Source organism: Brevundimonas sp. EYE_349 (assembly GCF_023147505.1).
In the GTDB taxonomy this organism is placed as follows: Bacteria; Pseudomonadota; Alphaproteobacteria; order Caulobacterales; family Caulobacteraceae; genus Brevundimonas.
Genome location: NZ_JAHXPB010000006.1, coordinates 42,029 through 68,220 on the forward strand (window position 1 = coordinate 42,029; position 26,192 = coordinate 68,220).

The window sequence follows — 26,192 nt, forward strand, 5'->3', positions numbered from 1 at the left end:
AGGACATTGAAGATTAAAGGGGCGGCCCGTCGGCCGCCCCTTTTTCGTGATCAGTACCGCGCCCTGAGCGTGATCCCAACCGTGCGTGGGTCGCCGGGGTTGCCGATGACCAGACCCGAGTTGCCAGACTGGACGCTGACGAACTGAAGATAGTCCTCGTCCAGCGCATTCTTGACCCAGACGAACGCCTCCCAGCCGTTCTCGGCGCGGAAACCGGCGCGCAGGTTGAGGATCGTATAGTCCTCGATCTCGGTGTAGCGCGAGACCGAGGCGTCGGAGTTGTAGGCGGAGCGGTAGCTGGCGTCGGCGCCGCCATAGAACTCGCCCGGCAAACCGAGGAAGCCGCCCGGACCGTGCAGTTCCCCACCGACCGACGCCGCCCAAGGCGAGACGCCGGGCAACGACTGGCCCGACAGGTCGCAGGCGACGGTGGTCGTGCCGATCCGCTCCAGCGGGCAGGGGCCGTTGGCGAAGGCGTCGTATTTCGCATCGGTCCAGGCGACATTGGCGTAAAGGTCGAGGTGCTGGTTCGGCCTGGCGAAGGCGTCCAGTTCGACGCCCTGGATCACCACCTTGTCGGCGTTGGCCAGATAGCCGCGCAGGGCGCCGGGGCCGCTGTCGACCACATTGGCCTGATAGTCCTCCACATCCGTCCGATAGGCCGCCAGATTGGCGGTGAGGCGGCGGTCGAAGGCCTGGGTCTTCAGGCCCAGCTCGTAGGTGGTGACCACCTCAGGCTTGACCACGGCGTTGGTCAGGGACGGCTGGCCGTTCGGCAGATTGGGGATGCCGGCCATGTTGATGCCGCCCGACTTATAGCCCCGCGCGACGCTGGCGTAGGTCAGGACATCGTCGCTGAAATCGTAGGACAGCGAGACCTGGCCCGACAGGTCGTCGTCCGAAAGACTGGCTTCATAGGCCTGCGGGCGGGCGATGCCGTTGCGCCGGGAGATATAGGTGCTGTCCGTCGTCGCCAGGCCGCCGGTCGTGGTGGCGGCGTAGCGGCCCGACTTTTCCTCCTTGGTGTAGCGTAGGCCGGGGGTCAGGTGCAGCCGGTCGGTGATGTTCCAGGTCAGCTGGGCGAAGGCGGCGTAGGAATCCGTCTCGATGCGGCTGTCGTTGAAGACGGTGTAGCCGTCGAGCAAGCCGTCGGGCACGCGCTCCAAGGGCGCCCCGGCGACGCGCTGATAGGCGGGGATCAGCCAGTAGCTGGCGTCGCGGCCGTATTCGGTGACGCCGTGGGTCTCAACCGCCTGATGGAAGGCGTAGAGACCCGCTGTCCAGTCGATGCGGTTGGCGCCGTTGGAAGACAGGCGCAGCTCCTGGCTCCACTGGTCCTGCCAGGACGGGTTGGCCGATTGGCGCGTGATGTCGAGGGCGGTGTAGTCGCGGTCATTCCTGGGTCCCCAGTCCCAGGACCGCCAGGCCGAGACCGAAGTCAGGGTGGCCCAGCCGAAGTCGTAATCGACGATGGCCGAGACGCCCCGGTGGATCTGGTCCGCCTGGATCGCCCCGTCCACATCCGCAATCCGATCATACGGATTGGTGCTGGCGGGCCTATAGCCGCGGCCGGCGGCCAGGGCCGCGAAACGTTGATCGAGCGGCTTTTGCGTGTCGCCCACCCTGACATAGACCTGGGTGCAGCAGTCGGGCGTCAGGTCGGCGTAGTCGGCGAACAGGCGAACGCGGAGCTGGTCGGTGGGTTGGAAAAGAAGCTGGCCGCGCAGGCTGATCGACTGCTGGCCGTTCTGCTTCTGGCCGGTGGTCGCATTGTCCAGCACCCCGTCGCGCCGGGTGGAGACGACCGAGAAGCGGGCCGCCACCTTGTCGTTCACGATGGGCCCCGAGAAGGCCGCCTTGGCCTGGAGGAAGCCGTAGTCGCCGACGCTGAGTTCGGCGCGGCCTTCGGGGGTGAAGGACGGAGCCTGGGTGGTGATGTTCAGGGCGCCGGCGGTGGTGTTCTTGCCGAACAGGGTGCCCTGTGGGCCGCGCAGGATCTCGATCCGGTCCAGATCCACGAAATCCAGGGTCGCGGTGGCGGGACGGCCGTAATAGACCTGATCGACATAGATGCCGACGCCCTGTTCCAGCCCGTCGTTGGCCAGGCCGTAGCTGGCGCCCAGGCCCCGGATGGTGATGGCGGTGTTGCGCGGGTTGGAGGTCAGCATCTGGACGCTGGGGGCCAGTTGCGTCACCTGGCCGACGTTATAGGCGCCGGTGCGATCCAGAAGCTCCTCGTTCACCACGGTCAGGGCGATGGGCACGTCCTGCGCCCGCTCGTCCCGGCGGCGAGCGGTGACGACGATGTCGCCGACGCTGGCGACGCTGGGCGTGTTCACCTGGGGGGCGGCGGTCTCATCCGGCGCGGCGATAGCGACGGCGGGCGCGGCCAGGCAGGCCAGGATCGCCGTGGCGGACAGCAGGCCTCGGGCGGTTGCGGATGTTCTCATGGTCCCCTCCGGCGACATGACGCGCCGAGCGAGAAGAGGAGGGGCTTAAATCCTAGCGATCAAATGGGGATTTCTAACGCCAGTCGTGAGAACCGCTGAGGTCAGGCGGCAAGCAGATGTTTGATCAAGGCTTTTTCGAACCCCTTGGTGTCCGATCCGGGCAAGGTGGTGGCGATCTCGCCGCTTTCAAACAGGGCGAACACCTTGGGGTGGACGTAGGAGGCGCGGCAGACGGTGGGGGTGTTGCCCAAGAGGCCCGCGACGGCCTTGACGCAGACGGTGATCTTTCGCTTGGCGTCGGTGGGCGAGGTCGCCCCCTCCATGTCGCGCAGCGCCCGCGCCGCCGAGACAGTGCCCGCCCAGGTGCGGAAATCCTTGGCCGAGAACTGCTCGCCCATCGCCTCGCGGATGTAGGCGTTCACGTCGTCGGAATCGACGGGGCATAGCGTGCCGTCCGCCGCGCGATATTTGAACAGCTGCTGTCCCGGCAGGCCCTCCAACTCGCGCACCACGCGGGCCAGACGGCGGTCCTTGACGCTGACGCTGTGGTCCTTGCCGCTCTTGCCGCGAAACTCGAACGTCAGGGCCGCGCCGTCCACGTCCAGGTGCCGCTTGTGCAGCGTGGTCAGGCCATAGCTGCGGTTCTGTTTGGCGTAGATGGAGTTGCCGACGCGGATCAGGGTGATCTCGAGCAGACGGACGGCGGTGGCCAGCACCTTGTCGCGACAAACGCCGCGCAGACCCAGATCGTGCTCGACCTTGTCACGCAATTTGGGCAGGGCGCGCGAGAAGGCCGGCAGCTTGTCGAACTTGTTCTCGGACCGGGCCGTGCTCCAGTCGTTGTGATAGCGATACTGTTTGCGGCCCTTCACGTCGCGGCCGGTGGCCTGGATATGGCCGTTGGCCTTGGGGCAGATCCAGACATCGGTCCAGGCGGGCGGAATGGCCAGGGCGCGGATGCGGGCCAAGGTCTTGGCGTCGGTGACAGTCTGGCCCTTGGCGTCCTTGTAGGACCAGCCCTTGCCCGCGCGGCGGCGGGTCAGGCCCGCGAACTCGTCGCTGCAATAGCTGAGGCCCTGGGGAACCTCGGCGGCGATGTCGAAAGCCTGCGATCCGTCGGCCATCCGCCGCGTTTCCTTTTCATTGGTCTTTCAGCCGCTTGCCGAAGACGAGCGACGAACGCAGGGGCGAGGTCGTGAGTTCCGCTTGACCCCTGAGGCGCGGCGGGGGACGAGGCGGCATGAACTATCGCCACAGCTTTCACGCCGGAAACTTCGCCGATCTGGTCAAACACGCCCTGGTGCTGTGGCTGGTCAGGCAGGCCCGGCCGCCGTTGGTGCTGGACACCCATGCGGGGGCGGGGCTGTACGATCTGTCGGGGGATGGCGCGCGGTCGAAGGAGGCCGAGGCCGGCGTGGCGCGGCTGATGACCGCCCAAGGGCGCCCGCCCGTGATGGACGCCCTGGCCGACCGGGTGGCGGGGTTCAACCCGGACGGCGGGGTGCGGTTCTATCCGGGATCGCCGCTGCTGATCGCGGACGCCCTGGCGCCCGGCGGGCGCTATGTCGGGTTTGAACTAAACCCGCCGGTGCGCCGGATGCTGGCCGAGGCGCTGGCGGGGCGGGCGAACGCCGAGGCGCGCGAGGGCGACGGCTATGCTCTGGCGGTCGCCGAGGCGGCCAGGGCGCGCGGGCCGCTGGTGCTGATCGACCCGCCGTTCGAAAAGCCCGACGACTATATCCGCTCGGCCGAGACGGCGGTCGCCATCGTGCGGCGCGATCCGTCGGCGACCGTGGCGATCTGGACGCCGCTGAAGGATATGGAGACCTTCGACGCCTTCATCCGCAAGCTGCAGGGGCGGGCGGGTCCGACGCTGGTCGCGGAGGCGCGGCTGAGGCCGCTGACCAATCCGATGAAGATGAACGGCTGCGCCATGGTGGTGGTCAATCCGCTGGCCGGTGCGGAAACGGCGGCGCGCGAGGTGTGCGGCTGGGTGGCGAACGCCTTGGGCGAGGCCGGCGGCAAGGCCGAGGTCTGGACCTTCTGAATTCCTGGACCCCGAAAAAACAGTCCAACGAGTCCAAGTTTTGTCGCGGACGACGATGTCAAAGACCGATCGGTCATCATAACCCAGGTCGGGGGCGCCATAGGTCGATTGGGTAATGAACGCCGCAAACCCTTGTGCGGCAAGGGATTGCGCGCGTCGATTGCGATGTCTGGACCCCGTTTCGGCTGGCGCCCGGGATGCAATCGGCTAAAACGATCAGGCTCTCGCTCATATCTGGAGCCTGATTCACCGCATCGATGAAATCGCAAAGCGATTCCATCTCAACGGATCAGGCTCTAGGGTTCCGCCCATGACCCGCATCGCCATTCTGGAAACCGGCCATCCGCCCGAGCATCTGAAGGACGACTTCGACGACTATCCGGCGCGGTTCCGGGCGCTGTTGGGTGAGGGCGTGCCGACGACGCGGTTCAATGTGCAGGCGGGCCATCTGCCCGACGATCCCGCCGCGTTTCAGGGGGCCATCGTCACCGGCTCGGCGGCGGGGGTCTATGAAGATCTGCCGTGGATACCCCGGCTGGTCGATTGGCTGAGGGCGGCGCGGGGGCGGACACGGCTGGTCGGCATCTGCTTCGGCCATCAGGCGCTGGCCCATGCGTTCGGCGGGGTGGTGGAGAAGTCGGACAAGGGCTGGGGCGTGGGGCTGCACCGTTATGACGTGCGGGCGAACGAGCCGTGGATGCATCCGCGCGCGCGGACCATCGCCATTCCGGTGTCGCATCAGGATCAGGTGGTCGCGATCTCGGACGATGCGCGGGTGATCGCCTCCAGCGGCTTTACCCCCTATGCCGGTCTGGCCTGGGGCGAGGACGCCATTTCGTTTCAGTGCCACCCGGAATTTCAGCCGGACTATGCGGCGGCCCTGATCGAGGGACGGCGGGGGGCGCGCATCCCGCATGATCTGGCGGACGAGGCGATCGACAGTCTGAAGCGGCCCAACGACCGGGCTGTGCTGACCGCCTGGATCCGCGCCTTCCTGCTGCTGACTCCGCCGCCGGTGGAGGATCAGGGCAGCGGAATCTAGAGCCCCAGAAGCCGGATCAGCACGAGCGCCAGAAGGACCAGGGCGCCCAGCGACAGGACGACGGCGGCGACGACCCGTCCCCCGGCGCGGGCCACGGCGCGGATGTCGGTCTGCAGGCCCAGGGCGGCCATGGCGACGACGGTCAGCAGGCTGGAGGCGGCGGCCATCGGCGCCAGGGCAGGCGGCGGGATCAGGTCCAGCGAACGCAGGGCGATCATGACCAGGAAGCCGACGATGAACCAGGGCAGCAGGCGGGTCAGGCCGGGCTTTGCGGCGCCGGGCGCACGGTCGCGGAAAAGCAGCGACAGGGCGAAGATCACCGGCCCCAGCATCAGCACCCGCACCAGCTTGACCACTGTGCCGGTCTGGGTCGCGACGGCGCCGAACGGGGCGGCGGCGGCCAGAACCTGGGGCACCGCATAGACGGTCAGGCCGGCCAGGGCGCCGTATTGCAGGCCGTTCAGATGGATCAGGCCGCCCAGCAGCGGCAGGGCCAGGACCACGATCACGCCCAGAACGGCGGTGAAGGCGATTGAGGCGGCGACCTCCTCGCCATCCGCATCGATCACGGGGGCCACGGCGGCGATGGCGGAGTTGCCGCAGATGGCGTTGCCGCAGGCCACCAGCAGCGCCATGCGCGGGGTCAGGCCCAGGGCCCGCCCGACGCCGAACCCTGCGATGATGGCCAGGGCCACCAGCGCGAAGATGCCCACCACGAAGGCCGCGCCCAGGGCCGACAGGGTCGCGGCGCTGACCGAGGCGCCCAGCAGGACCACCGCGACCTCAAGCAGGGTCTTGGCCGAAAAGTCGATCCCCGCCTTGAACCGCACGTCCGGGGTCCAGGCAGTGCGGACGGCGGCCCCCAGCAGGATGGCCAGGACCAGCGGCTCCAGCCAGACGTGACCGATCAGGTCGCGCTCAATGCTGGTCAGGCCGATCGCGGCCAGCGTCACCAGCAGGCACAGCATGACGCCGGGACGGATGGCGCCGCCGAACGCCTTCACGCTCGCCAGGCGTGGCGCGGCGATGGGGGCGGGCAGGGCGGCGGATTTCATGGGCCAAAAATGCGCTCCGGGTCGACGCCGGTCCAACGGATAGATATGGTTGTTTCAATCCGATTTGGAGATCAGTCTTGACCCTGGACCGTCTTCGCATCTTCGTCGCCGTGGCGGAGCGCGACCATGTGACGGCGGCGGCGAGGGCGCTGAATCTGACGCAATCGGCCGTTTCGAACGCCATCGCGGCGCTGGAGGCCGAACACGATGTGCGCCTGTTCGACCGTGTGGGGCGGGGCATCGTGCTGAACGAGACAGGCCGCGCCTTCTTGCCCGAGGCCAGGGCGGTGCTGGCGCGGGCCCAGGCGGCGGAGGCGGCGCTGGCTGACATGAGCGCGCTGCGGCGCGGGCGGCTGGCCGTGTTCGCCAGCCAGACCATCGCCAGCTACTGGCTGCCGCGCCGGCTGGTGGATTTCCATGCCGCCTATCCCGGCGTCGAACTGGCGGTGGAGATCGGCAATACGCGCGAGGCGACGCAGGCGGTGCTGAGCGGCGCGGCCGAGATCGGCCTGGTCGAGGGGGCGGTGGACGAACCGGCCCTGTCCCAGACCCAGGTGGGATCGGACCGGCTGGCGGTGCTGGTCACGCCGGACCATCCGTGGGCGAGGCTGCGACGGCTGGAGGCGCGCGATTTGACGGACCAGCCGTGGGTGTTGCGTGAAGTCGGGTCCGGCACCCGCTCGACGCTGGAGGCGGCGGTGCGGGACGCGGGCGTCGATCCGGCCGATCTGTCGGTAACCATGACCCTGCCGTCCAATGAGGCGGTGCTGGCGGCGGCCGAAGCGGGGGCGGGCGCCACGGCCCTGTCCGAAAGCGTGGCCTATGCGGCGGTGGCGGCCGGTCGGCTGGCGACAGCGCCCTTCACCCTGCCGCAACGGCCGTTCCGCCTGTTGCGGCACAAGGAACGCTATCGCAGCCGGGCGGGCGACGCCTTCGTCGGCGTGCTCTGACCGCGATTGCGGATGATGGACGAAACCTGTCCGGCTGCCGAACGGAGAAATGCGGGCCGCTTTCTGGCAGGGCGCCCTTGGCCTCCCTAAGTGCTGTCTCGGGCGTCGATCCGGGTCATGCCTCCCTCGGGACGGTCGTGGCCTGACACATTTATCGTAAGGAAAGACAATGGTTTTCGACAAGGATCTCTTCAAGGGCAAGGTGGCGCTGGTCACAGGGGGAACGTCGGGGATCGGTCTTGCGACAGCGGAATATCTGGCGTCCCTCGGCGCGACCGTCGTGGCCGCCGGTCTGGGCAGCGACAAGACCCAGGTTAGGGACGGCGTGACCCTGGACCTGCGCGAACTGGACGTGACCGACCATGACGGGCTGGCCGCACTGATTAACGGATTGGACCGGCTGGACATCCTTGTGCCTGCGGCGGGGATCGCCCTCGGCGAGAAGGAAATGGAGTGGGCGTCCTATCGCAAGGTGCTGGATATCCAACTCGATGGCGTGTTCAAGACCATCGAACTGTCCCGCCCGCTGCTGGCCAAGACCAAGGGCAGCATCGTCACCATCAGCTCGATGTACGCCTACTTCGGCGGCGGAACCTCGGTGGCCTATTCGTCGGCCAAGGGCGCGATCGTCCAGATGACCAAGTCGCTGGCCGGCGCCTATGCCGGTGACGGCATTCGCGTCAACTCGGTGGCGCCGGGATGGATCAACACCCCGCTGCTGGAAAAGGTCGACACCATCTATCCCGGCTCGACCGAGCGGCTGCTGCACCGGACGCCGATGAACCGGTTCGGCGAGCCGGTGGAAGTGGCCCAGGTCATCGCCTTCCTGGCGTCCGACGCGGCCTCCTTCGTCAATGGCGCGATCCTGCCGGTCGACGGCGGTTATCTGGTCACCGCGATCTGATGGATCAGGCCGGGGCGTGTCGGACGCGCCCCGGCCTGTGTCCGCCTCGACGACGGACTAGGGCCATTTCACCATGGGCGGCATGGACGACAGGATGGAGTCCACGTTTCCGCCGGTCTTCAGGCCGAACATGGTGCCCCGGTCGTAGAGCAGATTGAACTCCACATATCGGCCGCGCCGGACCAGCTGTTCCTCGCGCTCTTCCGCCGTCCAAGGCTCGGCCATGCGGGCGGCGACGATACGGGGATAGACGTCCAGGAAGGCCAGGCCGATGTCGCGGGTGAAGGCGAAATCGCGGTCGTAGTCGCCGCTGTCGTGATGGTCGTAGAAGACGCCGCCGGTGCCACGCGGCTCCTGGCGATGCGGCAGGTAGAAATACTCGTCGCACCAAGCCTTGTAATTGGCGTGCCAGTCCGGGTCGTGGGCGTCGCAGGCGGCCTGCATGGCGGCGTGGAAGGCCAGGGTGTCGGGGTGGTCCTGACGCCGATCCGCCATCAGCACCGGCGTCAGATCGCCGCCGCCGCCGAACCAGCTTTTTGTCGTGGCGATGAAGCGGGTGTTCATGTGAACCGCCGGCACGCGCGGGCTGACCGGGTGGCAGATCAGGCTGATCCCCGTGGCGAAGAAGCGCGGATCGACGTCGGCGCCGGGCACAGACTTCGCGTAGTCGGCGGGGAAGCTGCCGTGGACGGTCGAAACGTGGACCCCGACCTTTTCGAACAGCCGCCCGTGCATCATGCCCATGACGCCGCCGCCGCCTTCCGGCCTTTCCCAGGGCGTGCGGACGAAACGGCCCGGTGCGCCGGGGAACAGATCGGCGGGTGCCGCGTCCTCCAGCGCCTCGAAGGCGGTGTGGATGCGATCGCGCAGATGTTCGAACCAGGCGCGGGTCTCGACCTTCTTCAGGTCGAGCGGATCGGAGAAGACGGCGTCGCTCATGGGTTCGGTCCTAGACCGACGCGGCGCGTCCGCCAATGTGGCAGAGCCCGAGGCGAACACTTACCGCCATTTAACGTGACCGGAAGCGGAGCCTTATCTACCTCGGAAGCTGGTCTTGATCGTTGGGCGGGGGCGCTGTCATGAAGGGTTTTTCGGTGTCGATCGCGCTTGCGCTGCTGTTGAGCGTGGCGCCAGCGGCGGCTCAAGATCGCGCGTCCCTGCAGGACTATGCGACCGCGATCTCAACGGCATTCGTGAACGATCCCGACGGCTTCATCGCGCGGTATGGATCCACGCCAGCCACAGACCGGCTGGTTCGCGCCGACCTGCCCCGTCTGTCGGGCAGCCCGCACATCATCCGCTGGAACGCACGCGAGAAGACGGCGACCATCCTGCTTTCCGGTCATGCCGAGCTGGACGACAGCGGTAATGAAACCTCTGCTTCGCTTCGATACTCCGGGCTTCACAGCGCGCGCTGGACCGAAATGGGGTGGAAGATCGAGGCCCGAACGCCGTTCAGCGTCAACCGCATCCGCACGCATCGGATCGCTGTCCAGCTTGATCCCAGCGTCGGCCTGTCGGCCGTGGACGAGATGGAGGTTACGGTCGGAACGGACCAGGGCTTCTTCTTCGGGCTGAACACGGGGGCGGTCATAGATGCGGTAACGATCGACGGCCGCTCGGTTCCATTCCTTTTCCAGGACGGGTTCGCCTGGGTCGATGCGCCGAAGGGATCGCACCGCGTCTCGGTCCAGTATCACATCAAGGTCGAGCGCACGCCGGGCGGGAACTCCGCAATGTTCGCCGACGCCTATGGCCACATCCGAAATCAGTACTGGTGGCATCCGTTCTTCGGCTTCGGCGTGGATGAGGGGCTGGCGGACTTCCAGATTTCGATTCGCGCCCCAGAGCGTTTGAAGCTGGCCGTCGATCTGCCTCAGACCGATGCGGTCGTGGAGGGACAGCGGACGGTCGTTGCCCGATCATCGGGGCCGATCGCCGCCGTATCCTTCGCCTATGACGAGGCCTGGGCCCCCGTCGACGCCCGGTTCGGAGAGGTGACGCTCTCGGTCTTCGCCACGCCCGACTATACGCCCAAGACGGATCAGTTAGTCGCCGCCGCGAACGAAACCTGGGACTTGCTCGCGGGCCGGTTCGGCGCGCCGCCGCTGGATCGCATTTCAGTAATCCAGGCCAGGGGACGCAATGGGACGGGATGGCACTTCTTCTCGAACCAGGCCCTGTTTACGGGGGCGGCGGGAGGCGTGCCCTCGCGCATCAATGATTTTCCGGTCAGGGCCTTCTTCGACCATGAGGTGGCGCACCTGTGGACGCGACCATCGGGGGCGGCCCGCAACTTCCTGGCCGAAGGCTGGTCGACCTATGCCGAGGGTCTGGTCATAGAGCGCCGATATGGTGCGGAAGCGCGGCGCTGGTTCTGGAACGATCAGGCGCGCCTGTTCCTGATCAACGAAACGGCGATGGCGGGCGCATTGAACGATGATCCGTCAAACGCGGGGGTCTCCTACGCCAAGGGGGCGTGGACGCTGGCCATGCTGGAACGGGTGCTGGGACGACAGGCTTTCGACACCGGCGTGCGGGCCTATGTCGCCGAACCTCTGGGCCGCACCGACTATGACAGCTTCGTCCAGGGGTTCGGACCTAGTGCGGACGTTGCGCGACGGTTCCTGACGCCCTGGGTCGAAGGTCGCGGTGCGCCGAGGATCGCCCTGGAGCGGCAGGGGGATCAGTTGATCCTGGTGCAGAACGGCGCGGTCTACTGGCTGCCTCGGTTCAGCTGTGGTCTGGAGCGGGACGACGGCTCGGTCGAGTGGCGGACCCTCGAGATCGACGGCGCCCGAACGCCTTTGTCAGGCGCTGACCGCGTCGTTCGTGTCCGGCTGGACCCGGCGGGGGATTATCTTCTTGCCGGCGATCGCGTGCTGGAAGCGAACGCCGTTTCGACGCCGTAGGCCAGGCGTCGAAGCTAGCTTGAGGGCTGACCGACGCCGCCCGTCTGGCGCAGGCCTTCCCACAGGGCGATGCCGGCGGTGACCGACAGGTTCAGAGAGCGGGCGCCCGCGCGTAGCGGCACGACGACGCGGGCGTCGGCGGCGGCGTGGACATGGTCCGGCGCGCCTGCGCTTTCCTTGCCGAACAACAGGATGTCGTCGGGGCGGAAGACGAAGTCGGGCAGGGGCGTGGCGCCCTTGGTGGTCAGCAGAACCAGCCGTCCCGCCGGGCGGTCGGCCTGGAAGGCGTCCCAGTCCGCATGGCGGGTCATATGCGACAGGGGACCGTAATCCAAGGCGGCGCGCTTCATGGCGCGGTCGTCGAAACGGAAGCCCGTCGGCTCGATCACATGCAGATCGACGCCGAAACAGGCCGAAAGCCGGATGCAGGCGCCGACGTTCTGAGGAATGTCCGGTTGAAAAAGGGCGAGACGCATTCTAAGCCCGTTGATACGCGCGGCGAGGGGGTTTGTCGCGGTCTATTTGCGAGCGTTTCGCAAGAAACGTCAGCAGCTTGCGTCAGAGGGGCGCAGGTCAAGGGCCGTGGGGAAATCCCGCGTCGTATGTTGGTTTGGCGCCGCGGCTGGGGAGGCCCTAGGGCTTCTCCTGCGGCGATCGGGAGGTGGAAACTTGGCCGAATCGGTCGTGCATACCCAAGACTCTGGCAATCCCGAGAGCGGCGATCCCAATCGCCGTGACTTCATCTATATCGCGGCGGGCGCCGCAGCGGTCGGCGCGGGCGCCATGATCGCCTGGCCCCTGATCAACCAGATGAACCCGGCCGCCGACACCCTGGCCCTGGCCTCGATCGAGTTTGACCTGACCAAGGTGCAGGAAGGCCAGCAGGTCGTCATCAAATGGCAGGGCAAGCCGGTGTTCGTGCGTTATCGCACTCCGGCCGAGCTGCAGCGCGTCATCGCCGACGACCATGCGTCCGACCTGAAACAGCCCCAGACCGACGCCGAGCGCACCAAGCCGGGGCACGAGAAATACCTGGTCGTCATCGGTTCTTGCACCCACCTGGGCTGCGTGCCGACCTTTGGCGCGGGCGATTTCGGCGGGTGGTTCTGCCCTTGCCACGGCTCGCACTACGACGCCTCCGGCCGCATCAGAAAGGGGCCTGCGCCCCTGAACCTGGTTGTGCCGGACTACGACTATCTGTCCGACACCCGCGTCAAGATCGGCTGAGGACAAGGGGGGATCATGAGCGACCACGAGAGCACCTACGTCCCGAAGACGGGCGTCGAGAAATGGCTGGACAGCCGTCTGCCGATCATTCGCTTTGGCGCGGACTATATGTCCCTGCCGACGCCCAGGAACCTGAACTACTGGTGGACCTTCGGCGGCATCCTGGCCCTGTGCCTGGTGACCCAGATCGTCACCGGCATCGTTCTGGCCATGCACTATACGCCCAACGTCGACCTGGCCTTCGCCTCGGTCGAGCGCATCATGCGCGACGTCAACGGCGGCTGGCTGATCCGTTACGTCCACGCCAACGGGGCGTCGATGTTCTTCATCGCGGTCTATCTGCACATGCTGCGGGGCCTGTACTACGGTTCCTACAAGGCGCCGCGTGAGATGATCTGGATCATCGGCTGCGTGATCTTCTTCCTGATGATCGCCACCGCCTTCCTGGGCTACGTCTTGCCATGGGGCCAGATGTCCTTCTGGGGCGCCGAGGTCATCACCAATCTGATCGGAGCCATCCCCGGCGTCGGCGAGCCGATCCTGATCTGGCTGCGCGGCGGCCCGGCGATCGACAATGCGACGCTGAACCGCTTCTTCTCGCTGCACTATCTGCTGCCGTTCGCCATCCTGGGCTGCGTCGTCCTGCACCTGTGGGCGCTGCACGCGGCGGGTCAGAACAATCCGGTCGGCATCCTGATCCCCAAGGATCGTCAGGCCAAGGACACGCTGCCCTTCCATCCGTATTTCACGGTCAAGGACGGGTTCGCCATCATCCTGTTCCTGATCCTGTTCGCGATCTTCGTCTTCTATCAGCCGAACGCCCTGGGCCACGCCGACAACTATATCCCGGCCAACCCGCTGCAGACGCCGGCGCACATCGTGCCCGAGTGGTACATGCTGCCCTTCTACGCGATCCTGCGCGCCATCCCCGACAAGTTCGGCGGCGTGGTGGCGATGTTCAGCGCCATCGGCGTGCTGTTCGTCCTGCCTTGGCTGGATACGTCCAAGGTGCGCTCCATGCGCTATCGCCCGACGATGAAGGTGTTCTTCATCATCTTCCTGGTGGTCGGCGTGGGCCTTGGCTGGTGCGGCGGGCAACTGCCGGACGCCCATGTGATCGGGTCGTTCAAGACCTTCACCCTCTTCGACGGCGACCTGAACAGCTATCTGTGGCTGACGCGCCTGTTCACCCTCTACTATTTTGTCTTCTTCCTGGTGATCATGCCCTTGGTCGGCCTGAAGGAGCAGCCGCTGCCGATCCCGGCGACCATTTCCGAGCCGGTGCTGACTGGCGCGGACGCCGTCGAGCACAAGGGGTGAGGGGCATGACGATCGGAACCAAGACCATGTCGTTCAAGACGATCATCGCCTCGGCCGCTGTCGCCCTGGGCCTGATGGCGGGCGCCGCGCCCGCCCTGGCCTCGGGCGGGGCCGCGCATCCGCGCTCGGGCGGGTTCAGCTTCGAAGGGCCGTTCGGCACATATGACCAGGGCCAGCTTCAACGCGGCTACAAGGTCTATCACGAGGTCTGCGCCGCCTGTCACAGCATGAACCTGATGCACTATCGGAACCTGGGCGACCGTCATGGGCCGTTCTGGAATCCCAAGTATCCGAACCCGAACGACAACCCGGTCGTGAAGGCCCTGGCTAAGGAAGTGCAGGTCGGCGACATCGACAGCGAGACCGGCGAAGCGATCCAGCGCGACGCCACTCCCGCCGACAAGTTCCGCGCCCCTTATCCGAACGCGACGGCGGCGGCGGCGGGCAACGGCGGGGCGGCCCCGCCCGACCTGTCGGTGATGGCCAAGGCCCGTCACGACGGCGCCAACTACATCTATTCGCTGCTGTCGGGTTATCGGAACCCGCCGGCGGGCCTGACCATCCGCGACGGTCAGCACTACAACCCCTATATGGCCGGCGACCTGACGCCGTTCTGGGACGAGACCAAGGGCCATGTGCCGCCCGGCGGCTTCATCGCCATGCCGCCGCCGCTGCAGAACGGCCAGGTCACCTATGACGACGGTTCGCCCCAAACGGTGGACCAGTACGCCAAAGACGTCGCCGCCTTCATCGCCTGGACCTCGGAACCCAAGATGGTGGAGCGGAAACAGGCCGGCTTCGGCGTGTTGATCTATCTGCTGATCTTCGCGGGCGTCACCTACGCCGCCTATCGCCGCATCTGGAAGGGCGTCGCCCACTAAAGCGGCCGCAAGGCCGAAATCCTTGAGCCCGTCGAAGTTCGCTTCGGCGGGCTTTTCGTTTGCGACGATTGGCCCGCGACACGGAATCGACACGATGGGTTCCGCCGCCTAGGGTCCGCTATCGTTTCCGGCTGTGGGGCCCTTCATGCGTTTCGTCTCTTCCTTCGCCGCCATGCTGTTGGCCGGCGCCGCCCTGTCGGCCTGTGCGACCGCGCCAAATCCTGCGGCGGTCCATGCCGTTCCCGCCTTCGATGCGGCGCGCATCTCGCAGGACATCAAGACCCTGTCGGACGACAGTTTCGAGGGGCGCGGCATCGCCACCCCGGCGGAAGAGAAGGTCATCCGCTATCTGAGCGAAGGCTACGCCGCCGCCGGCTTCCAGCCGGGCGGGCCGAATGGTCAGTGGACACAGGACGTGATCCTGAACCGTTTCGTCCAGTCCAACGTCCACGCCTCGCTGAAGCTGGGCGACTGGACCCTGCCGATGACCCAAGGGCGCGAGGTGGCGATCTCGACCCGCCGCCCGGCCCAGCACGTCAGCCTGAAGGATGCCCCGCTGGTCTTCGTCGGCTACGGCATCAAGGCGCCCGAGCGGAACTGGGACGACTTCAAGGGTCAGGACCTGCGCGGCAAGATCCTGGTCGTGCTGGTCAATGACGCCGACTTCGAGGAGCCGGCGCTGAACACCTTCGGCGGCAAGGCCATGACCTATTACGGGCGCTGGACCTACAAATACGAGGAGGCGGCGCGCCAGGGCGCGGCGGGCGTGTTGATCGTCCATGAGACGGCGCCGGCGTCCTATGGCTGGCAGACGGTGGCCAACTCCTGGGGCGTGCCCCAGTTCGACATCCTGCGCCAGAACGCCGCCGCCGAGCGCGTGCCGATGGAGGGCTGGGTCCAACGTGACGTGGCCGTCGATCTGTTCCGCCGCGCCGGTCTGGATTTCGAGGCTCTGAAGGTCAAGGCGCGCAGCCGCGACTTCCAGCCCGTCGCCCTGACAGGGGCGTCCTTCTCGACCGAGTTCGACGTGGCGACCAACCAGGTCACCAGCCACAATGTCATCGCCCGCCTGCCGGGCGCGACCCACCCGGACGAGACGGTCCTCTACACCGCCCACTGGGATCACATCGGCATGGGCGAGCCGGACGCCACCGGCGACCGCATCTTCAACGGGGCGGTGGACAACGCCTCGGGCACGGCGGGCCTGCTGGAACTGGCGCGAATGTTCGGTCGCGCGCCGCGCACCGAACGCTCCATCGTCATGATCAGCTTCACCGGCGAGGAAAGCGGCCTGCTGGGTTCGGAATACTATGCGGTGAACCCGGTCTATCCGCTGGCCAAGACAGTCGGTGGCTTCAACATGGATTCGATGAACGTCTATGGGCGCGTCACGGGCCTGGGCGTCACCGGATACGGCCAGTCGGATTTCGACGAGCGGCTGGCGGCGGCGATCCAGCCGCAGGGGCGGACCCTGGTTCCCGATCACGAGAACGCGGCCGGCACCTATTATCGCTCGGACCACTTCCCCCTGGCCAAGCGCGGCGTGCCGATGGCCTATGCCGGAAGCCGTGGCGACTTCCGCGACGCGCCGATCGCCGCGCGCGAGGCGGCGAGGGCGGAGTATGGGGCCAAACGTTATCACCAGGCGGCGGACGAGTGGTCGCCGGACTGGGACTATCGCGGCATGATCGAGGACCTGCAGGTCTTCTACGACGTCGGCCGCGCCCTGGCTGAAAGCCGCGACTGGCCGCAGTGGAAGCCGGGATCGGAGTTCGGGCCGGTGCGGGCGACCACGGCGTCAGAGCGTCGCTGATTTCCGCACAGTGTTTGGGGCGGGGCGGGGAGGCATCTCCGTCCCGTTCGCCGTTTTCGTATCGAGTTAAGCCTATGATCCTTCGTCGTTCCCCCTTCGTGGCCTTTGCGGCCCTGGCGCTGGCCGCCTGCGCCACCGCGCCGGTCCCTGCGCCGCGCCAAGCGGCGGACGCCTTCGCCGCCGCCTCGGCCGCGACGCCACAGTTCAGCGCAGCGCCTGTCGGACCACATCAAATACCTGGCGTCGGACGAGTTGGAGGGACGGTTCCCCGGCTTGGTCGGCGAACGGCTGACCCTGGCCTATCTGCAGGCGCAATATGAGGCGATGGGGCTGGAACCGGGCGGTCGCGACGGATCGTGGCTGCAGCCGGTCGATCTGCTGCGGTTCACGCCTGAGCGGGCGCCGACGGCGGCCTGGACGGGGGCGGACGGTGCGCGCCACGTGCTGACCTCGGGCGCCGACATCACCTTGCGCGCCGGGGCGGCCGATCCGGCGGTCAGGATCGCGGGCGCGCCGCTGGTCTTCGCCGGCTATGGCGTTTCCGGCCCGATATGGGACGACTATGGCGCGGCCGACCTGACCGGCAAGATCGTCGTCGTGCTGCGCGGGCAGCCGGCCAGCATGGGGGCGGACCCCAACTTCTACGGCTCGACGACCCACAAGATGCAGGAGGCGCTGAAGCGCGGGGCGGTGGGGGTCATCACCCTGCAGGAGCAGGACGGCCGCTGGCGCCGGGCCGTGGCTGGCGCGACCCGACCGCAAATGACGATCAAGGGCGCCCAGGACGCGCGGTTCACCGGATCGATCAACATGGCGGCGGCCACGGCCATCGGCGGCCCGGTGCTGGAGACGGCTCTGGCGCGGGCCAAGACCGGCGCCCTGGGCGGCGCGGTGGATTTGGGCGCACGTCTGGACGTGGATATCGCCGAAACCACCGAAGTCATCCACTCCAACAACCTGCTGGCCAAGATTTCCGGCACGGAGCGGCCGGGCGAATATGTCTTCTATTCCGCCCACTGGGATCACGTCGGCAAGGCCAAGACGCCCAACGCCGAGGGCGACGACATCTTCAACGGCGCCTGGGACAATGCGTCAGGCACCGCCGGCCTGATCGAGATGGCTCGGGCGTTCAAGGCGGGGCCGGCCCCGAAGCGCACCGTGGTCTTCCTGCACGTCACGGCCGAGGAGCAGGGGCTGCTGGGGTCCGAAGCCTATGCCGCCGATCCGGTCTATCCGCTGGCCAGGACGGCGGCGGACATCAACATCGACATGCTGCCCTTCACGCCCGCGACGCGGGACGTGGCGGTGTTCGGCGTCGGCAAGTCGGAGTTGGAGGACATCCTGGGGCGGTTCGCCGCCGTGCAGGGGCGGGTGGTGACAGGAGACGGCTATCCCGAGGAAGGCTTCTACTACCGCTCGGACCACTTCAACTTCGCGGCGGGCGGGGTGCCGGCCCTGATGCCGTGGACCGGGCGCGATTTCATCGAGGGCGGGATCGAAGCGGGCAAGCCCTATTACGAGGGGCAGATGGAGCGCTATTACCACAAGCTGACCGACGAATGGCGGGCCGACTATGATTTCACGGCGGCCCTGCAGAACCTGGACCTGCTGTATCGGCTGGGCCTGACCGTGGCGGACAGCGAAAGCTGGCCCGCCTGGAAGCCCACGGCCGAGTTCAACGCCATCCGGGACCGCACGGCCGACCAGCGGCGGTAGGCGTCAGGCCGCGCCGAAGGGGTAGGGGCTGACAGACTTGGACCAGTCGTCGACGGCCAGCGGGCGGTCGATGGGGGCCGCGGCGCGTTCGGCGCAGGGGTGGCGGTGGCACAGGCGGCAGGCCGGGCCGATGGGCGTCACGTCCGGGCTGTCCAGGTCCAGGCCGCGCGCGTAGGCCAGGCGATGGGCGTGGCGCAGTTCGCAACCCAGGCCCACGGCCAGGTCGTGGCTCTCGCCATAGCCGTCGTGACCCTGGCGCTCGACCGTGCGGGCGAAGGTGAACCAGCGATTGCCGTCCGGCGTCTCGATGATCTGGGTGACAATCCGGCCCGGCGTGCGGAAGGCCGAATGCAGTCGCCAGCGCGGGCAGGCGCCGCCGAAACGCGAAAACGGAAAGGCCCCGGCCGCATAGCGTTTGGAGATATTGCCCGCCTGATCCACCCGCATCAGGAAGAAGGGCACGCCCCGCGCGGTGGGGCGCGACAGGGTGGTCAGTCGGTGCGCCGCCTGTTCGTAGCTGACGCCGAACCGTGCCTGAAGCCGGGCCAGATCGTAACCGCCGTCCTCGGCCGCCCGCTGGAAGGCGGCGTAGGGCATCAGGACGGCGGCGGCCAGGGTGTTGGTCAGGGCGACCTTCAGCAGGGCGCGGGTGGCGGCGTCGGGCGCGCCGGACGCCTCGACCATCTGGTGCAGGGCCGGACCCTGTTCGACAAGGGCCAGTTGATAGGCGATGGCGAAGGCGCGTGACGACGGGCCCAGCGTCTCCGACAGCAGCAGGCGACGGCGGTGCAGGTCGTAGCGGCGCGTCCATTCCACCATGACCTCGGCGGGCAGGGTGCGGACGCCCAGATCGTGGCGTGCGGCCAGACGCTGGCGCGCGGCGGGTTCAAAGCCATCGGCGTGGACCGGCGCCTCGGCCGCCAGGGTCTCGGCCAGGGCCTCGCCCATCTGGTCCAGGTCGGGGAAGTGGTTGCCGCGCGACTGGATATATTCCCGCACCCAGTCGGCGGGGCTGGATTCGATCAGGCCTTCTCCGGTCTCGGCGGCGGCGCGGGCCTTGGCGCGGCCGTCGTCGAACGCCTGATAGAGTCGGAGCAGGGCGTCGGCGACGCCGGGCGCCTCTTCCAGCAAGCGCACCAGCTCATGCCGGGGGGCGGACAGACCCTTGAACAGGGGGTCGGCCAAGACCTCCGTCAGGCGCGCCTCGTCAGCCGCGCCCGCCTGGTTCAGGCTGCGCAGATCGACATCGTAGGTGTCGGCCAGCCGCAGCAGAAGCTGGGCCGAGACGGGTCGTTGGTTCCGCTCTATGTGATTGAGATAGCTGGGAGAAAAGCCCAGGTCGGCGGCCATGGCCGTTTGAGTCAGGGCAAGGTCGCGCCGCAGGCGCTTCAGCCGGGCGCCGAGGAACAGTTTTCGGTCGGCGGAGGCGTCCATACGTGCAGAATGTCACAACATGACTGATTGTGCAAAGTCGTGTTGTGACAAAGTGACTTATATATGGTGGTTCGCGCTGTGTCATTCGTGACTTCGCCGTGTTCTTGTCTCCGAGACGGCGGCTGCGGCCGCGCCTTTCCCAGAGACGAGTTCGACCATGACCACCTTCGCCGACCTGGTTCCTTCGCCCGCCGGCCGCTTCGACGGCATCGAGCGCCCCTATACGCCAGAGGACGTCCTGCGCCTGCGCGGTTCGGTGCCGGTCACCCATACGCTGGCCGAGCGGGGCGCGAACCGCCTGTGGGAGCTGCTGCACACCGAGCCCTTCATCAACGCCCTGGGCGCCGTCACCGGCAATCAGGCGATGCAGATGGTTCGCGCGGGTCTGAAGGCGATCTATCTGTCGGGCTGGCAGGTCGCGGCGGACGCCAATACGGCGGGCGCCATGTACCCCGACCAGTCGCTGTATCCGGCCAACGCCGCGCCGGAACTGTGCCGCCGCATCAACCGCACCCTGCAACGCGCTGACCAGATCGAGCACGCCGAGGGCGGAGCCAAGCGCGACTGGTTCGCCCCCATCGTCGCGGACGCCGAGGCCGGTTTCGGCGGCCCGCTGAACAGCTTCGAGATCATGAAGGCCTTCATCGAGGCGGGCGCCGCGGGCGTCCATTTCGAGGACCAACTGGCGTCGGAGAAGAAGTGCGGACACCTGGGCGGCAAGGTGCTGATCCCCACCCAGGCGCATGAGCGCAACCTGGTCGCCGCGCGCCTGGCCGCCGACGTCATGGGCACGCCGACCATCACGGTCGCCCGCACCGACGCCGAATCGGCCCAGCTGATCACCTCGGACATCGATGAGCGCGACCAGCCCTTCATCGACCGCGAGAACCGCACGCCCGAGGGCTTCTTCCGCCTGAAGGAAGGCACGGGCCTGGACCACTGCATCGCGCGCGGCCTGTCCTACGCCAATATCGCCGACCTGCTGTGGTGGGAGACCAGCCACCCGGATCTGGACGACGCGAAGAAGTTCGCGGAAGCCGTGCAGAAGAAGCATCCGGGCAAGCTGATGGCCTACAACTGCTCGCCGTCGTTCAACTGGGAGGCCAAGCTGGACAAGGCCACCATCGCCAAGTTCCAGCGCGAGTTGGGGGCCATGGGCTACAAGTTCCAGTTCGTGACCCTGGCGGGCTTCCACGCCCTGAACAACTCGATGTTCGAGCTGGCGGACGGTTATCGCGACAACGGCATGGCGGCCTATTCGGAGCTGCAACAGCGCGAGTTCGCCAACGAGGCGCGCGGCTACACCGCCACCCGCCATCAGCGCGAAGTCGGCACCGGCTATTTCGACCAGGTCGCCACGGTCATCTCCAACGGCACATCGTCGACCACGGCGCTGAAGGACTCGACCGAGACCGCCCAGTTCACCACCGCGGCTTAATCAGAAAAGGAACCGCACAAATGGAACCGCTGACCCGAACCGAAGCCATCATCGACTTCTGCCTGGCGCCCCTGGCGCTCGACAGCGGTACGGAGGCCGAACGCGAAGTGCGTCGTCGCATGACGCACGTGCTGCGAACCTATCAGTCCAAGACCGCGACGCCGGTCGCCGTGGACTTCTCGTCCATGCCGTCGCAGGTCATCAACGAGGCGGCCCACGGCTACGAATAGGCCGCCGCGTATGAAAAAAAGGCCCGTCCCGAGCGATCGGGGCGGGCCTTTCGTCGTTCGTGATCGGGCGACCTTAGCGGGTGGTCGGGCCGGTGTTCAGCGATTGAGTGGTGGCGACGGCCGGCGTTGCGGCCGGGGCCGATGTCTGGGCCGGCGCCACAGCGGCGACGGGCGTGCGGGCCGGGGCGCCGGTTTCCTGGGGATCGCCGACGATGATGGTGGTGATCTGGGTGGCCTCGGTGGTGCAGGTCGCCAGATCGCGGGTCACGTGACGGCCCAGGCAGAAGATGTCCTCATAGCTGGGACGCGAGGCGGCCAAGCATTGGAACAGCATCAATTTGGACATGCTCAAGCAGAACTCGCTGTTCGGCTCGTGCGTCAGGGCCTCGGTGTTGGCGCGCGCCTCGTCGCCGCCGGCGCCCAGGGCGCCCAGGGCCGCGATGGCCAGCGAACGCACGACCGCCGGGGTATAGGGCGGACCCTTGCGCGACGGTTCAAGTCGCAGGCCGGTTCCGCTGTTGCCAGCGGCGAACAGCTGGGCCGATTCCTCGGCCGACGGCAGCATATCCACCTCGGACAGGTGTTTGGCGCCCTCCAGCCGGACCTCGCGGTTGGCGATGGGGGTGGTGGCCCAGCGTCGGCGCGGATCGCTGCGGCCCTGGATCGTATAGGCGTCCTGTTCGATGCCCTCGGCGATGGCGCGCATGGCGACCGAATCCTTGCCGATAGTGCTGGCGATCAGGCCGGCGGCGGCGTCGGCGCCGGGCAGGGTGGCCGCGTAGGCTGGGTCGGCGACGATCTGGGCCACGATCTGCTGACGCTGCGTCGGATCGATGGCGTATTGACGCACGCCCGCGACGAACTCGGGCGACTGCATGGCGATGATGGCGCCATAGGCGATCAGGCCGCGCGACAGCTGTTCGGCGTCATAGGAGGCGCCCTTGCGGATCGCCGCCTGGATCGACTCCGCGTCCGGGAAGCCGCCCGGCTGGATGGTGCGGGCTTCGCGCAGGAAGGCGACATAGATGGATGCGGCTTCGGCTACGCCCTGGTTCAGCGAAATGGGCGGCGGCTGGCGGGCGGCCAGTTCAGCCGCAAGACGTTGAGCCTCCAGCTCGGCCTTGGAGGGTCCGCTCTCGCAGCTTGCGAGTATCATGGCGGCGACGAGGGCGACGGCGGAGACGCCGCGGCGCAGGGGGGCCGATTTCATTGGAACATCCTCAAGGCGATTACGCGCGCAAAAGCGCCAACACTATGGGCGCTTATAAGGCGTTCCTCATGGTTACCCGACGGTTAAGATGGCCGCGAAAATCGCCTGTTGTTTCCTATGACTTTTTTCGAAAGACCGTCCGACTTCCGGGTTAATCGTCGCCTTAAGTCGGACGCCGTCGCACCGGATCGCACCCCGCCCGAACGCCTCATCGGACAGCAGAACGCCCCGGCGTCATTATTCGCCGGGGCGTTCGTCGCATCACAGCGCGCGCGGCGGGAACAAGACCGCGCGTCGCCGGGCGAACCGGATCAGCTGAAGGCGGCGGCCGCCACGGTGACGTTGCCGGACTTCGGCGCGGCCGTGACGGTCAGGACGCGGAAGGCGGTCCCGCCGGCGGCGACCAGGTGGATCACGTCGCCGGCGAATAGATAGCCGCGCACGTCGTTGAAATAGCCGGCGGCGACGGCGGTCGCGACGCTGTCGGCCCCGGCGTCATAGTGCCAGATCTGGCGGCTGGCGGCCGCGCCGGTGACGGAGTTGAGGTTGCTGACCTTCGACAGCTGGTTCTTGTTCAGGGCCATGGGGCGCTCTCCTGCAGAACGACCGCCACCATGGCGATCTGATCATCAGGCTACGGCCCCGACGAATGCGGCAACGCGACCTCAACCGGCCGGACACGCCTCGCCGGTATGGAACTGGATCAGGCGGCTGACCTGGTCGAACAGGTCGCCCCGGCTTTTGGCCAGGCGGCGGATGCCGGCGCGCCAGTCGGCGGGGATCATGGCGCCGCCGTCGGTCGGCAGGCCGGGGACGGCGGCGGGACAGCGCAGCAGCTCGGCCGGCGGCGTCTCGCGCACCGTGCGCACCACCACCTCGGGGGGCGGCGCGACGGGCGCCGGGCCGCTAGCGCAGCCCGGCAAGGTCGTTGACAGCAGCAGCCCAATCGCCGCCGACATGATCGTTCTCGACTGCCGCATCGGCCGCCTCCATTCGGGTGAGGGCGTCGGTCGCCCGTTTGGCATAGACGGCCGCCAGGGCCGCATCCGCCGCTTGCTTGCCTTCGCGGCGCTCAAGGTCGGCCAGCATGGCGTCGAGCGATCCGGACTGGACCTTGTCCTGGTAGTTCACCAGCTCGGCGACGCGCCTGTTGCACAGGCGGCCCCAGTCCTTCTGGCGCGAGCCTTCGGGCTGGAATGGCACATTGACCGTGGCGCAGATCTCGCGCGCCTGGGTCAGCAACAGGGCGCGATCAGCCTTGGCTTTCTCAAGCCAGAAGTAGGCCGCCGCCGCCCCAATCAGCAGGACCAGCAGCGTCAGGAACCGACGGTTGGCGCGGAACAGGGCGAGGGCGGTCAGCATGATCAGGCCGCCTTGGCCGATAGACGCTCACGCAGCGCATAGCCTTCAAGAGGCCAGAGCTGTTTGATGGCGTCCTCATAGGCGAACAGCTTGCCCTTTTCAGGATCGAAGTTCTCCGGCGAGGCTGTCGCTGACTTGCCGATCACGGTGAAGCCGTTCTGCATGACGAGGATGCAGATCGTCAGCAGTGACAGCGATGGGTGCGCAGGTTGGCCCAGAGCTTCAGCGGCGGCGCCGGCCGTGAAGTAATGCTCGCCGATGATCTTGGACTTCATGTCGTCCAGCGACACCCGAGGGTGGGTAGCTTTTGCGGCCGAATATTCTTCGGTCGCCTTAAGGGCTGCACTGTCCATTTTAGGTCTCCAGTTCAGATTGCCGGGAGAGCGCCCGGCTCGCATTTCGCCATTCGGGACAATCTGCTAGCCGATCCCCGGCGAATACTTCGTCCGGCCGGCCACCTTGCGCGCGGTCAGCAGCTGCTTGCGCTTGCCGGGGCCGAAGCCGACGTGAACCCACTGATCGAACTCTTCGATGATCTGGTCGAAGTCCTTCAGGTGCTTGGCGAGGTAGGCGGCGACCTGGGCGGGCGTGCCGAACGACGGGCAGATGAAGTCCACCGCATGGCCGGTGCGGTGTGCGCTGGTCGGCGATCCGCCCACGGCCGTGTTGACCTCGGGGCTGCGATAGCCGGACAGGACGCTGATCGGCCGGTCGCCCAGCAGGGTCCGCACATGCTCCATGCGGTCGGCCGTCAGGATCAGCTGATCGACGATGTGCGGCGGCGCGACGTTGGCGATGCCCTTGCGGGCCGCCGTGGCGGAATGGGTCATCTCGGCGAGCGAGAAATGCGCCGACAGGCGCTGGGTCGGGGCCATCAGCCTTCTCCTTCAGTGGGCGGGGGAACCGGCGCGGCGCCGCGACGCGGAACCCAGCTGCCGAGATTGGTGAAGAACAGCTTCAGCCCGCCGGACGCCCCGGCGATGAAGGCCTCGCGCAGGGGCTTGTAGGCCTTGAAGGCCAGCGTCCCGACGACGAAGCCGACGGCGTTGATCAGGGGCAGGGGCCAGTGGAAGACATGGCCGGCGGCTGGAACCAGGAAGGCGGCGAATGTCACACCCACGGTCCATTGCGCCAAGCGGTCGCGCCAACCCAGGCCGGGTTCCCACATCTGGCCGATGGCCGCGCCCACGGCCCCCGGCACGAACGGCTCCAGCCAGTGGCGCAGGCCGTCAAGGATTTCGAGAAGGGCGGGCTTCCAGTGCATGACGGGCAGAATGGCCCGCCGGCATAGCCTGCAACGCGCGGTTCAGAGGCGCGTGTTGCGCCAGACCTGTTCGCCGTCCGTGTGCGTCATGCCCTCAATCGTCGGCCGGTTGGGATCGTAGCGGAAGCCGCAGGCGCGCTCCCACAGCAGGGTCCAGCCGTGGCTATGAAACAGTTCCATCAGCACGCCTTCGATCCGGCGGCTGTGCGTGCCGATGCAGATTTGCCGGACGCGGCCGGTCAGGAAGGCGATTGACGCCTCGGCTACCCGCTCTTCCGCCCCCTGGATGTCCCAATGCATATAGTCGATCTGATCCAGTCCGGCGCAGATCGTTTCAACCGACAGGCCCTGAACTGGCGCGCCGTCGAACACGCCGCCGCGATAGTCCGTTTCAGCCGCATCGGCGGTCGCGGCCGCCCCGTAATCGGCCAAAGCGGCTTCGCGCGGAAACCACAGGCGCGCGTCTTCCGACCAAGCGGCGGCCTCAAGGATCGTCGGGCTGAAAGCGTCCAGACCATTGTGGGTCAAATGTTCGCGCGCCACAGCGGCCTTGCGGGCGCAGGCTTCTACGCCCACCAGGCGGACAGCGTCTCGTTCCTGCCGTCGGCACACCACGCCGGCGGCCGAGATCCACGGCGCCCATGCGGCGCCCAGCTCAACGGCGGTGAAGCGGTCGCGGGGTGCGGCTTCGATGGCGGAAAGAAGCGCGCAGTATTCCGCCGCGCCGCCATAGACGCCATCATCAGGAACGGGGGGCGCATCCATGATCGCGCCATCTAGGCCGACTGCGCCGGGGAAAAGATCGGCTCTGGTCTGAAGGCCAAGCCAGTTGGTGAAGCGCCCGGGCGTCGAACATAGCCCGTCGGTCGGGGCGCGGTGACGCTCCAACAGCACGGTGTCCAGATGGCCAGCAGCATCGATCATGGCGGGATTCTGA

26 protein-coding genes are annotated in these 26,192 nt (G+C 67.3%); 12 read left to right on the forward strand and 14 right to left on the reverse strand.

Annotated features, from left to right (window positions below):
* Positions 1–50 precede the first annotated feature (50 nt).
* Both KZX42_RS11775 and KZX42_RS11780 read right to left on the reverse strand, forming a co-directional pair.
* Positions 51–2,450 (reverse strand): TonB-dependent receptor, encoded by a 2,400-nt coding sequence (locus tag KZX42_RS11775; RefSeq protein ID WP_248119531.1) that lies wholly within the window; start codon positions 2,448–2,450, stop codon positions 51–53.
* Positions 2,451–2,551: 101 nt separating this feature from the next.
* Positions 2,552–3,574 (reverse strand): DNA topoisomerase IB, encoded by a 1,023-nt coding sequence (locus tag KZX42_RS11780; RefSeq protein WP_248119532.1) that lies wholly within the window; start codon positions 3,572–3,574, stop codon positions 2,552–2,554.
* A 116-nt stretch (positions 3,575–3,690) separates the two neighbouring features.
* Between KZX42_RS11780 and rlmJ the strand changes: the two genes are divergently transcribed.
* Positions 3,691–4,497 (forward strand): 23S rRNA (adenine(2030)-N(6))-methyltransferase RlmJ, encoded by an 807-nt coding sequence (rlmJ, locus tag KZX42_RS11785; RefSeq protein ID WP_248119533.1) that lies wholly within the window; start codon positions 3,691–3,693, stop codon positions 4,495–4,497.
* Positions 4,498–4,807: 310 nt separating this feature from the next.
* Positions 4,808–5,539, forward strand: coding sequence for a type 1 glutamine amidotransferase (locus KZX42_RS11790; protein WP_248119534.1), 732 nt, complete (start codon positions 4,808–4,810; stop codon positions 5,537–5,539).
* Here KZX42_RS11790 and KZX42_RS11795 read toward each other — a convergent pair.
* A complete protein-coding gene (locus tag KZX42_RS11795; RefSeq protein ID WP_248119535.1) occupies positions 5,536–6,594 on the reverse strand; it encodes a putative sulfate exporter family transporter in 1,059 nt (352 codons plus the stop codon). The two genes, KZX42_RS11790 and KZX42_RS11795, sit on opposite strands and share 4 nt — an antisense overlap.
* Positions 6,595–6,671: 77 nt before the next feature.
* Between KZX42_RS11795 and KZX42_RS11800 the strand changes: the two genes are divergently transcribed.
* Both KZX42_RS11800 and KZX42_RS11805 read left to right on the forward strand, forming a co-directional pair.
* Complete coding sequence (locus KZX42_RS11800) at positions 6,672–7,544, forward strand: LysR family transcriptional regulator (protein WP_248119536.1); 873 nt, start codon at positions 6,672–6,674, stop codon at positions 7,542–7,544.
* A 169-nt stretch (positions 7,545–7,713) separates the two neighbouring features.
* Entirely contained in the window at positions 7,714–8,448 is a 735-nt protein-coding gene (locus KZX42_RS11805) for an SDR family NAD(P)-dependent oxidoreductase (RefSeq protein WP_248119537.1), read from the forward strand.
* A gap of 57 nt (positions 8,449–8,505) precedes the next feature.
* Here the strand turns inward: KZX42_RS11805 and hemF are convergent, their stop codons facing one another.
* A complete protein-coding gene (gene hemF / locus KZX42_RS11810) occupies positions 8,506–9,387 on the reverse strand; it encodes an oxygen-dependent coproporphyrinogen oxidase (RefSeq protein WP_248119538.1) in 882 nt (293 codons plus the stop codon).
* 155 nt (positions 9,388–9,542) lie between these two features.
* Between hemF and KZX42_RS11815 the strand changes: the two genes are divergently transcribed.
* On the forward strand, positions 9,543–11,360 hold the full coding sequence (locus KZX42_RS11815) for a hypothetical protein (protein ID WP_248119539.1): 1,818 nt from the start codon (positions 9,543–9,545) through the stop codon (positions 11,358–11,360).
* Positions 11,361–11,374: 14 nt separating this feature from the next.
* Here KZX42_RS11815 and KZX42_RS11820 read toward each other — a convergent pair whose 3' ends face one another.
* Complete coding sequence (locus tag KZX42_RS11820; RefSeq protein ID WP_248119540.1) at positions 11,375–11,836, reverse strand: tRNA (cytidine(34)-2'-O)-methyltransferase; 462 nt, start codon at positions 11,834–11,836, stop codon at positions 11,375–11,377.
* 193 nt (positions 11,837–12,029) lie between these two features.
* On the opposite strand from KZX42_RS11820, the gene petA reads away from it, so the two are divergent.
* From petA to KZX42_RS11845, 5 genes are all read left to right on the forward strand, one after another.
* Positions 12,030–12,587: a ubiquinol-cytochrome c reductase iron-sulfur subunit gene (petA, locus tag KZX42_RS11825; protein WP_248119541.1), complete on the forward strand. Its 558-nt coding sequence runs from the start codon at positions 12,030–12,032 to the stop codon at positions 12,585–12,587.
* Between the two features lie 15 nt (positions 12,588–12,602).
* Positions 12,603–13,907, forward strand: coding sequence for a cytochrome b N-terminal domain-containing protein (locus tag KZX42_RS11830; RefSeq protein WP_248119542.1), 1,305 nt, complete (start codon positions 12,603–12,605; stop codon positions 13,905–13,907).
* A 5-nt stretch (positions 13,908–13,912) separates the two neighbouring features.
* Positions 13,913–14,788 (forward strand): cytochrome c1, encoded by an 876-nt coding sequence (locus KZX42_RS11835; protein WP_248119543.1) that lies wholly within the window; start codon positions 13,913–13,915, stop codon positions 14,786–14,788.
* A gap of 145 nt (positions 14,789–14,933) precedes the next feature.
* Positions 14,934–16,601, forward strand: a complete 1,668-nt coding sequence (locus KZX42_RS11840; RefSeq protein WP_248119544.1) for a M28 family metallopeptidase — start codon at positions 14,934–14,936, stop codon at positions 16,599–16,601.
* A gap of 252 nt (positions 16,602–16,853) precedes the next feature.
* Positions 16,854–18,317: a M28 family peptidase gene (locus tag KZX42_RS11845; RefSeq protein ID WP_248119545.1), complete on the forward strand. Its 1,464-nt coding sequence runs from the start codon at positions 16,854–16,856 to the stop codon at positions 18,315–18,317.
* A 3-nt stretch (positions 18,318–18,320) separates the two neighbouring features.
* On the opposite strand, the gene KZX42_RS11850 is transcribed toward KZX42_RS11845, so the two are convergent.
* Positions 18,321–19,751 carry a helix-turn-helix transcriptional regulator gene (locus KZX42_RS11850; protein ID WP_248119546.1) on the reverse strand — a complete coding sequence of 477 codons (1,431 nt, stop codon included), beginning with the start codon at positions 19,749–19,751 and terminating at the stop codon, positions 18,321–18,323.
* 157 nt (positions 19,752–19,908) lie between these two features.
* On the opposite strand from KZX42_RS11850, the gene aceA reads away from it, so the two are divergent.
* Positions 19,909–21,189 (forward strand): isocitrate lyase, encoded by a 1,281-nt coding sequence (gene aceA, locus KZX42_RS11855; RefSeq protein ID WP_248119547.1) that lies wholly within the window; start codon positions 19,909–19,911, stop codon positions 21,187–21,189.
* A gap of 20 nt (positions 21,190–21,209) precedes the next feature.
* Positions 21,210–21,419 (forward strand): hypothetical protein, encoded by a 210-nt coding sequence (locus KZX42_RS11860; protein WP_248119548.1) that lies wholly within the window; start codon positions 21,210–21,212, stop codon positions 21,417–21,419.
* Between the two features lie 73 nt (positions 21,420–21,492).
* Here the strand turns inward: KZX42_RS11860 and KZX42_RS11865 are convergent, their stop codons facing one another.
* The 8 genes from KZX42_RS11865 to KZX42_RS11900 all read right to left on the reverse strand — a co-directional run bounded on the left by KZX42_RS11865 (position 21,493) and on the right by KZX42_RS11900 (position 26,179).
* A complete protein-coding gene (locus KZX42_RS11865; RefSeq protein WP_248119549.1) occupies positions 21,493–22,629 on the reverse strand; it encodes a hypothetical protein in 1,137 nt (378 codons plus the stop codon).
* A gap of 311 nt (positions 22,630–22,940) precedes the next feature.
* Positions 22,941–23,213, reverse strand: coding sequence for a hypothetical protein (locus KZX42_RS11870; RefSeq protein ID WP_184277448.1), 273 nt, complete (start codon positions 23,211–23,213; stop codon positions 22,941–22,943).
* Positions 23,214–23,294: 81 nt separating this feature from the next.
* Entirely contained in the window at positions 23,295–23,588 is a 294-nt protein-coding gene (locus tag KZX42_RS11875) for a hypothetical protein (RefSeq protein ID WP_248119550.1), read from the reverse strand.
* Positions 23,536–23,991 carry a hypothetical protein gene (locus KZX42_RS11880; protein WP_248119551.1) on the reverse strand — a complete coding sequence of 152 codons (456 nt, stop codon included), beginning with the start codon at positions 23,989–23,991 and terminating at the stop codon, positions 23,536–23,538. The genes KZX42_RS11875 and KZX42_RS11880 overlap by 53 nt, the downstream gene beginning before the upstream one ends.
* Before the next feature lie 2 nt (positions 23,992–23,993).
* Positions 23,994–24,344, reverse strand: coding sequence for a Gp49 family protein (locus KZX42_RS11885; protein ID WP_248119552.1), 351 nt, complete (start codon positions 24,342–24,344; stop codon positions 23,994–23,996).
* Positions 24,345–24,410: 66 nt separating this feature from the next.
* Positions 24,411–24,866 (reverse strand): D-Ala-D-Ala carboxypeptidase family metallohydrolase, encoded by a 456-nt coding sequence (locus KZX42_RS11890; protein WP_248119553.1) that lies wholly within the window; start codon positions 24,864–24,866, stop codon positions 24,411–24,413.
* Positions 24,866–25,255 carry a hypothetical protein gene (locus KZX42_RS11895; RefSeq protein WP_248119554.1) on the reverse strand — a complete coding sequence of 130 codons (390 nt, stop codon included), beginning with the start codon at positions 25,253–25,255 and terminating at the stop codon, positions 24,866–24,868. The genes KZX42_RS11890 and KZX42_RS11895 overlap by 1 nt, the downstream gene beginning before the upstream one ends.
* Positions 25,256–25,297: 42 nt before the next feature.
* Entirely contained in the window at positions 25,298–26,179 is an 882-nt protein-coding gene (locus tag KZX42_RS11900; RefSeq protein WP_248119555.1) for a hypothetical protein, read from the reverse strand.
* Between the last annotated feature and the right edge of the window lie 13 nt (positions 26,180–26,192).

Coding starts and splice junctions, on each gene's coding strand:
- KZX42_RS11775 (WP_248119531.1), bottom strand. CDS start 2,450: ATGAGAACATCCGCAACCGCCCGAGGCCTGCTGTCCGCCACGGCGATC.
- KZX42_RS11780 (WP_248119532.1), bottom strand. CDS start 3,574: ATGGCCGACGGATCGCAGGCTTTCGACATCGCCGCCGAGGTTCCCCAG.
- rlmJ (WP_248119533.1), top strand. CDS start 3,691: ATGAACTATCGCCACAGCTTTCACGCCGGAAACTTCGCCGATCTGGTC.
- KZX42_RS11790 (WP_248119534.1), top strand. CDS start 4,808: ATGACCCGCATCGCCATTCTGGAAACCGGCCATCCGCCCGAGCATCTG.
- KZX42_RS11795 (WP_248119535.1), bottom strand. CDS start 6,594: ATGAAATCCGCCGCCCTGCCCGCCCCCATCGCCGCGCCACGCCTGGCG.
- KZX42_RS11805 (WP_248119537.1), top strand. CDS start 7,714: ATGGTTTTCGACAAGGATCTCTTCAAGGGCAAGGTGGCGCTGGTCACA.
- hemF (WP_248119538.1), bottom strand. CDS start 9,387: ATGAGCGACGCCGTCTTCTCCGATCCGCTCGACCTGAAGAAGGTCGAG.
- KZX42_RS11820 (WP_248119540.1), bottom strand. CDS start 11,836: ATGCGTCTCGCCCTTTTTCAACCGGACATTCCTCAGAACGTCGGCGCC.
- KZX42_RS11830 (WP_248119542.1), top strand. CDS start 12,603: ATGAGCGACCACGAGAGCACCTACGTCCCGAAGACGGGCGTCGAGAAA.
- KZX42_RS11835 (WP_248119543.1), top strand. CDS start 13,913: ATGACGATCGGAACCAAGACCATGTCGTTCAAGACGATCATCGCCTCG.
- KZX42_RS11840 (WP_248119544.1), top strand. CDS start 14,934: ATGCGTTTCGTCTCTTCCTTCGCCGCCATGCTGTTGGCCGGCGCCGCC.
- KZX42_RS11850 (WP_248119546.1), bottom strand. CDS start 19,751: ATGGACGCCTCCGCCGACCGAAAACTGTTCCTCGGCGCCCGGCTGAAG.
- aceA (WP_248119547.1), top strand. CDS start 19,909: ATGACCACCTTCGCCGACCTGGTTCCTTCGCCCGCCGGCCGCTTCGAC.
- KZX42_RS11860 (WP_248119548.1), top strand. CDS start 21,210: ATGGAACCGCTGACCCGAACCGAAGCCATCATCGACTTCTGCCTGGCG.
- KZX42_RS11865 (WP_248119549.1), bottom strand. CDS start 22,629: ATGAAATCGGCCCCCCTGCGCCGCGGCGTCTCCGCCGTCGCCCTCGTC.
- KZX42_RS11870 (WP_184277448.1), bottom strand. CDS start 23,213: ATGGCCCTGAACAAGAACCAGCTGTCGAAGGTCAGCAACCTCAACTCC.
- KZX42_RS11875 (WP_248119550.1), bottom strand. CDS start 23,588: ATGTCGGCGGCGATTGGGCTGCTGCTGTCAACGACCTTGCCGGGCTGC.
- KZX42_RS11880 (WP_248119551.1), bottom strand. CDS start 23,991: ATGCTGACCGCCCTCGCCCTGTTCCGCGCCAACCGTCGGTTCCTGACG.
- KZX42_RS11885 (WP_248119552.1), bottom strand. CDS start 24,344: ATGGACAGTGCAGCCCTTAAGGCGACCGAAGAATATTCGGCCGCAAAA.
- KZX42_RS11890 (WP_248119553.1), bottom strand. CDS start 24,866: ATGGCCCCGACCCAGCGCCTGTCGGCGCATTTCTCGCTCGCCGAGATG.
- KZX42_RS11895 (WP_248119554.1), bottom strand. CDS start 25,255: ATGCACTGGAAGCCCGCCCTTCTCGAAATCCTTGACGGCCTGCGCCAC.
- KZX42_RS11900 (WP_248119555.1), bottom strand. CDS start 26,179: ATGATCGATGCTGCTGGCCATCTGGACACCGTGCTGTTGGAGCGTCAC.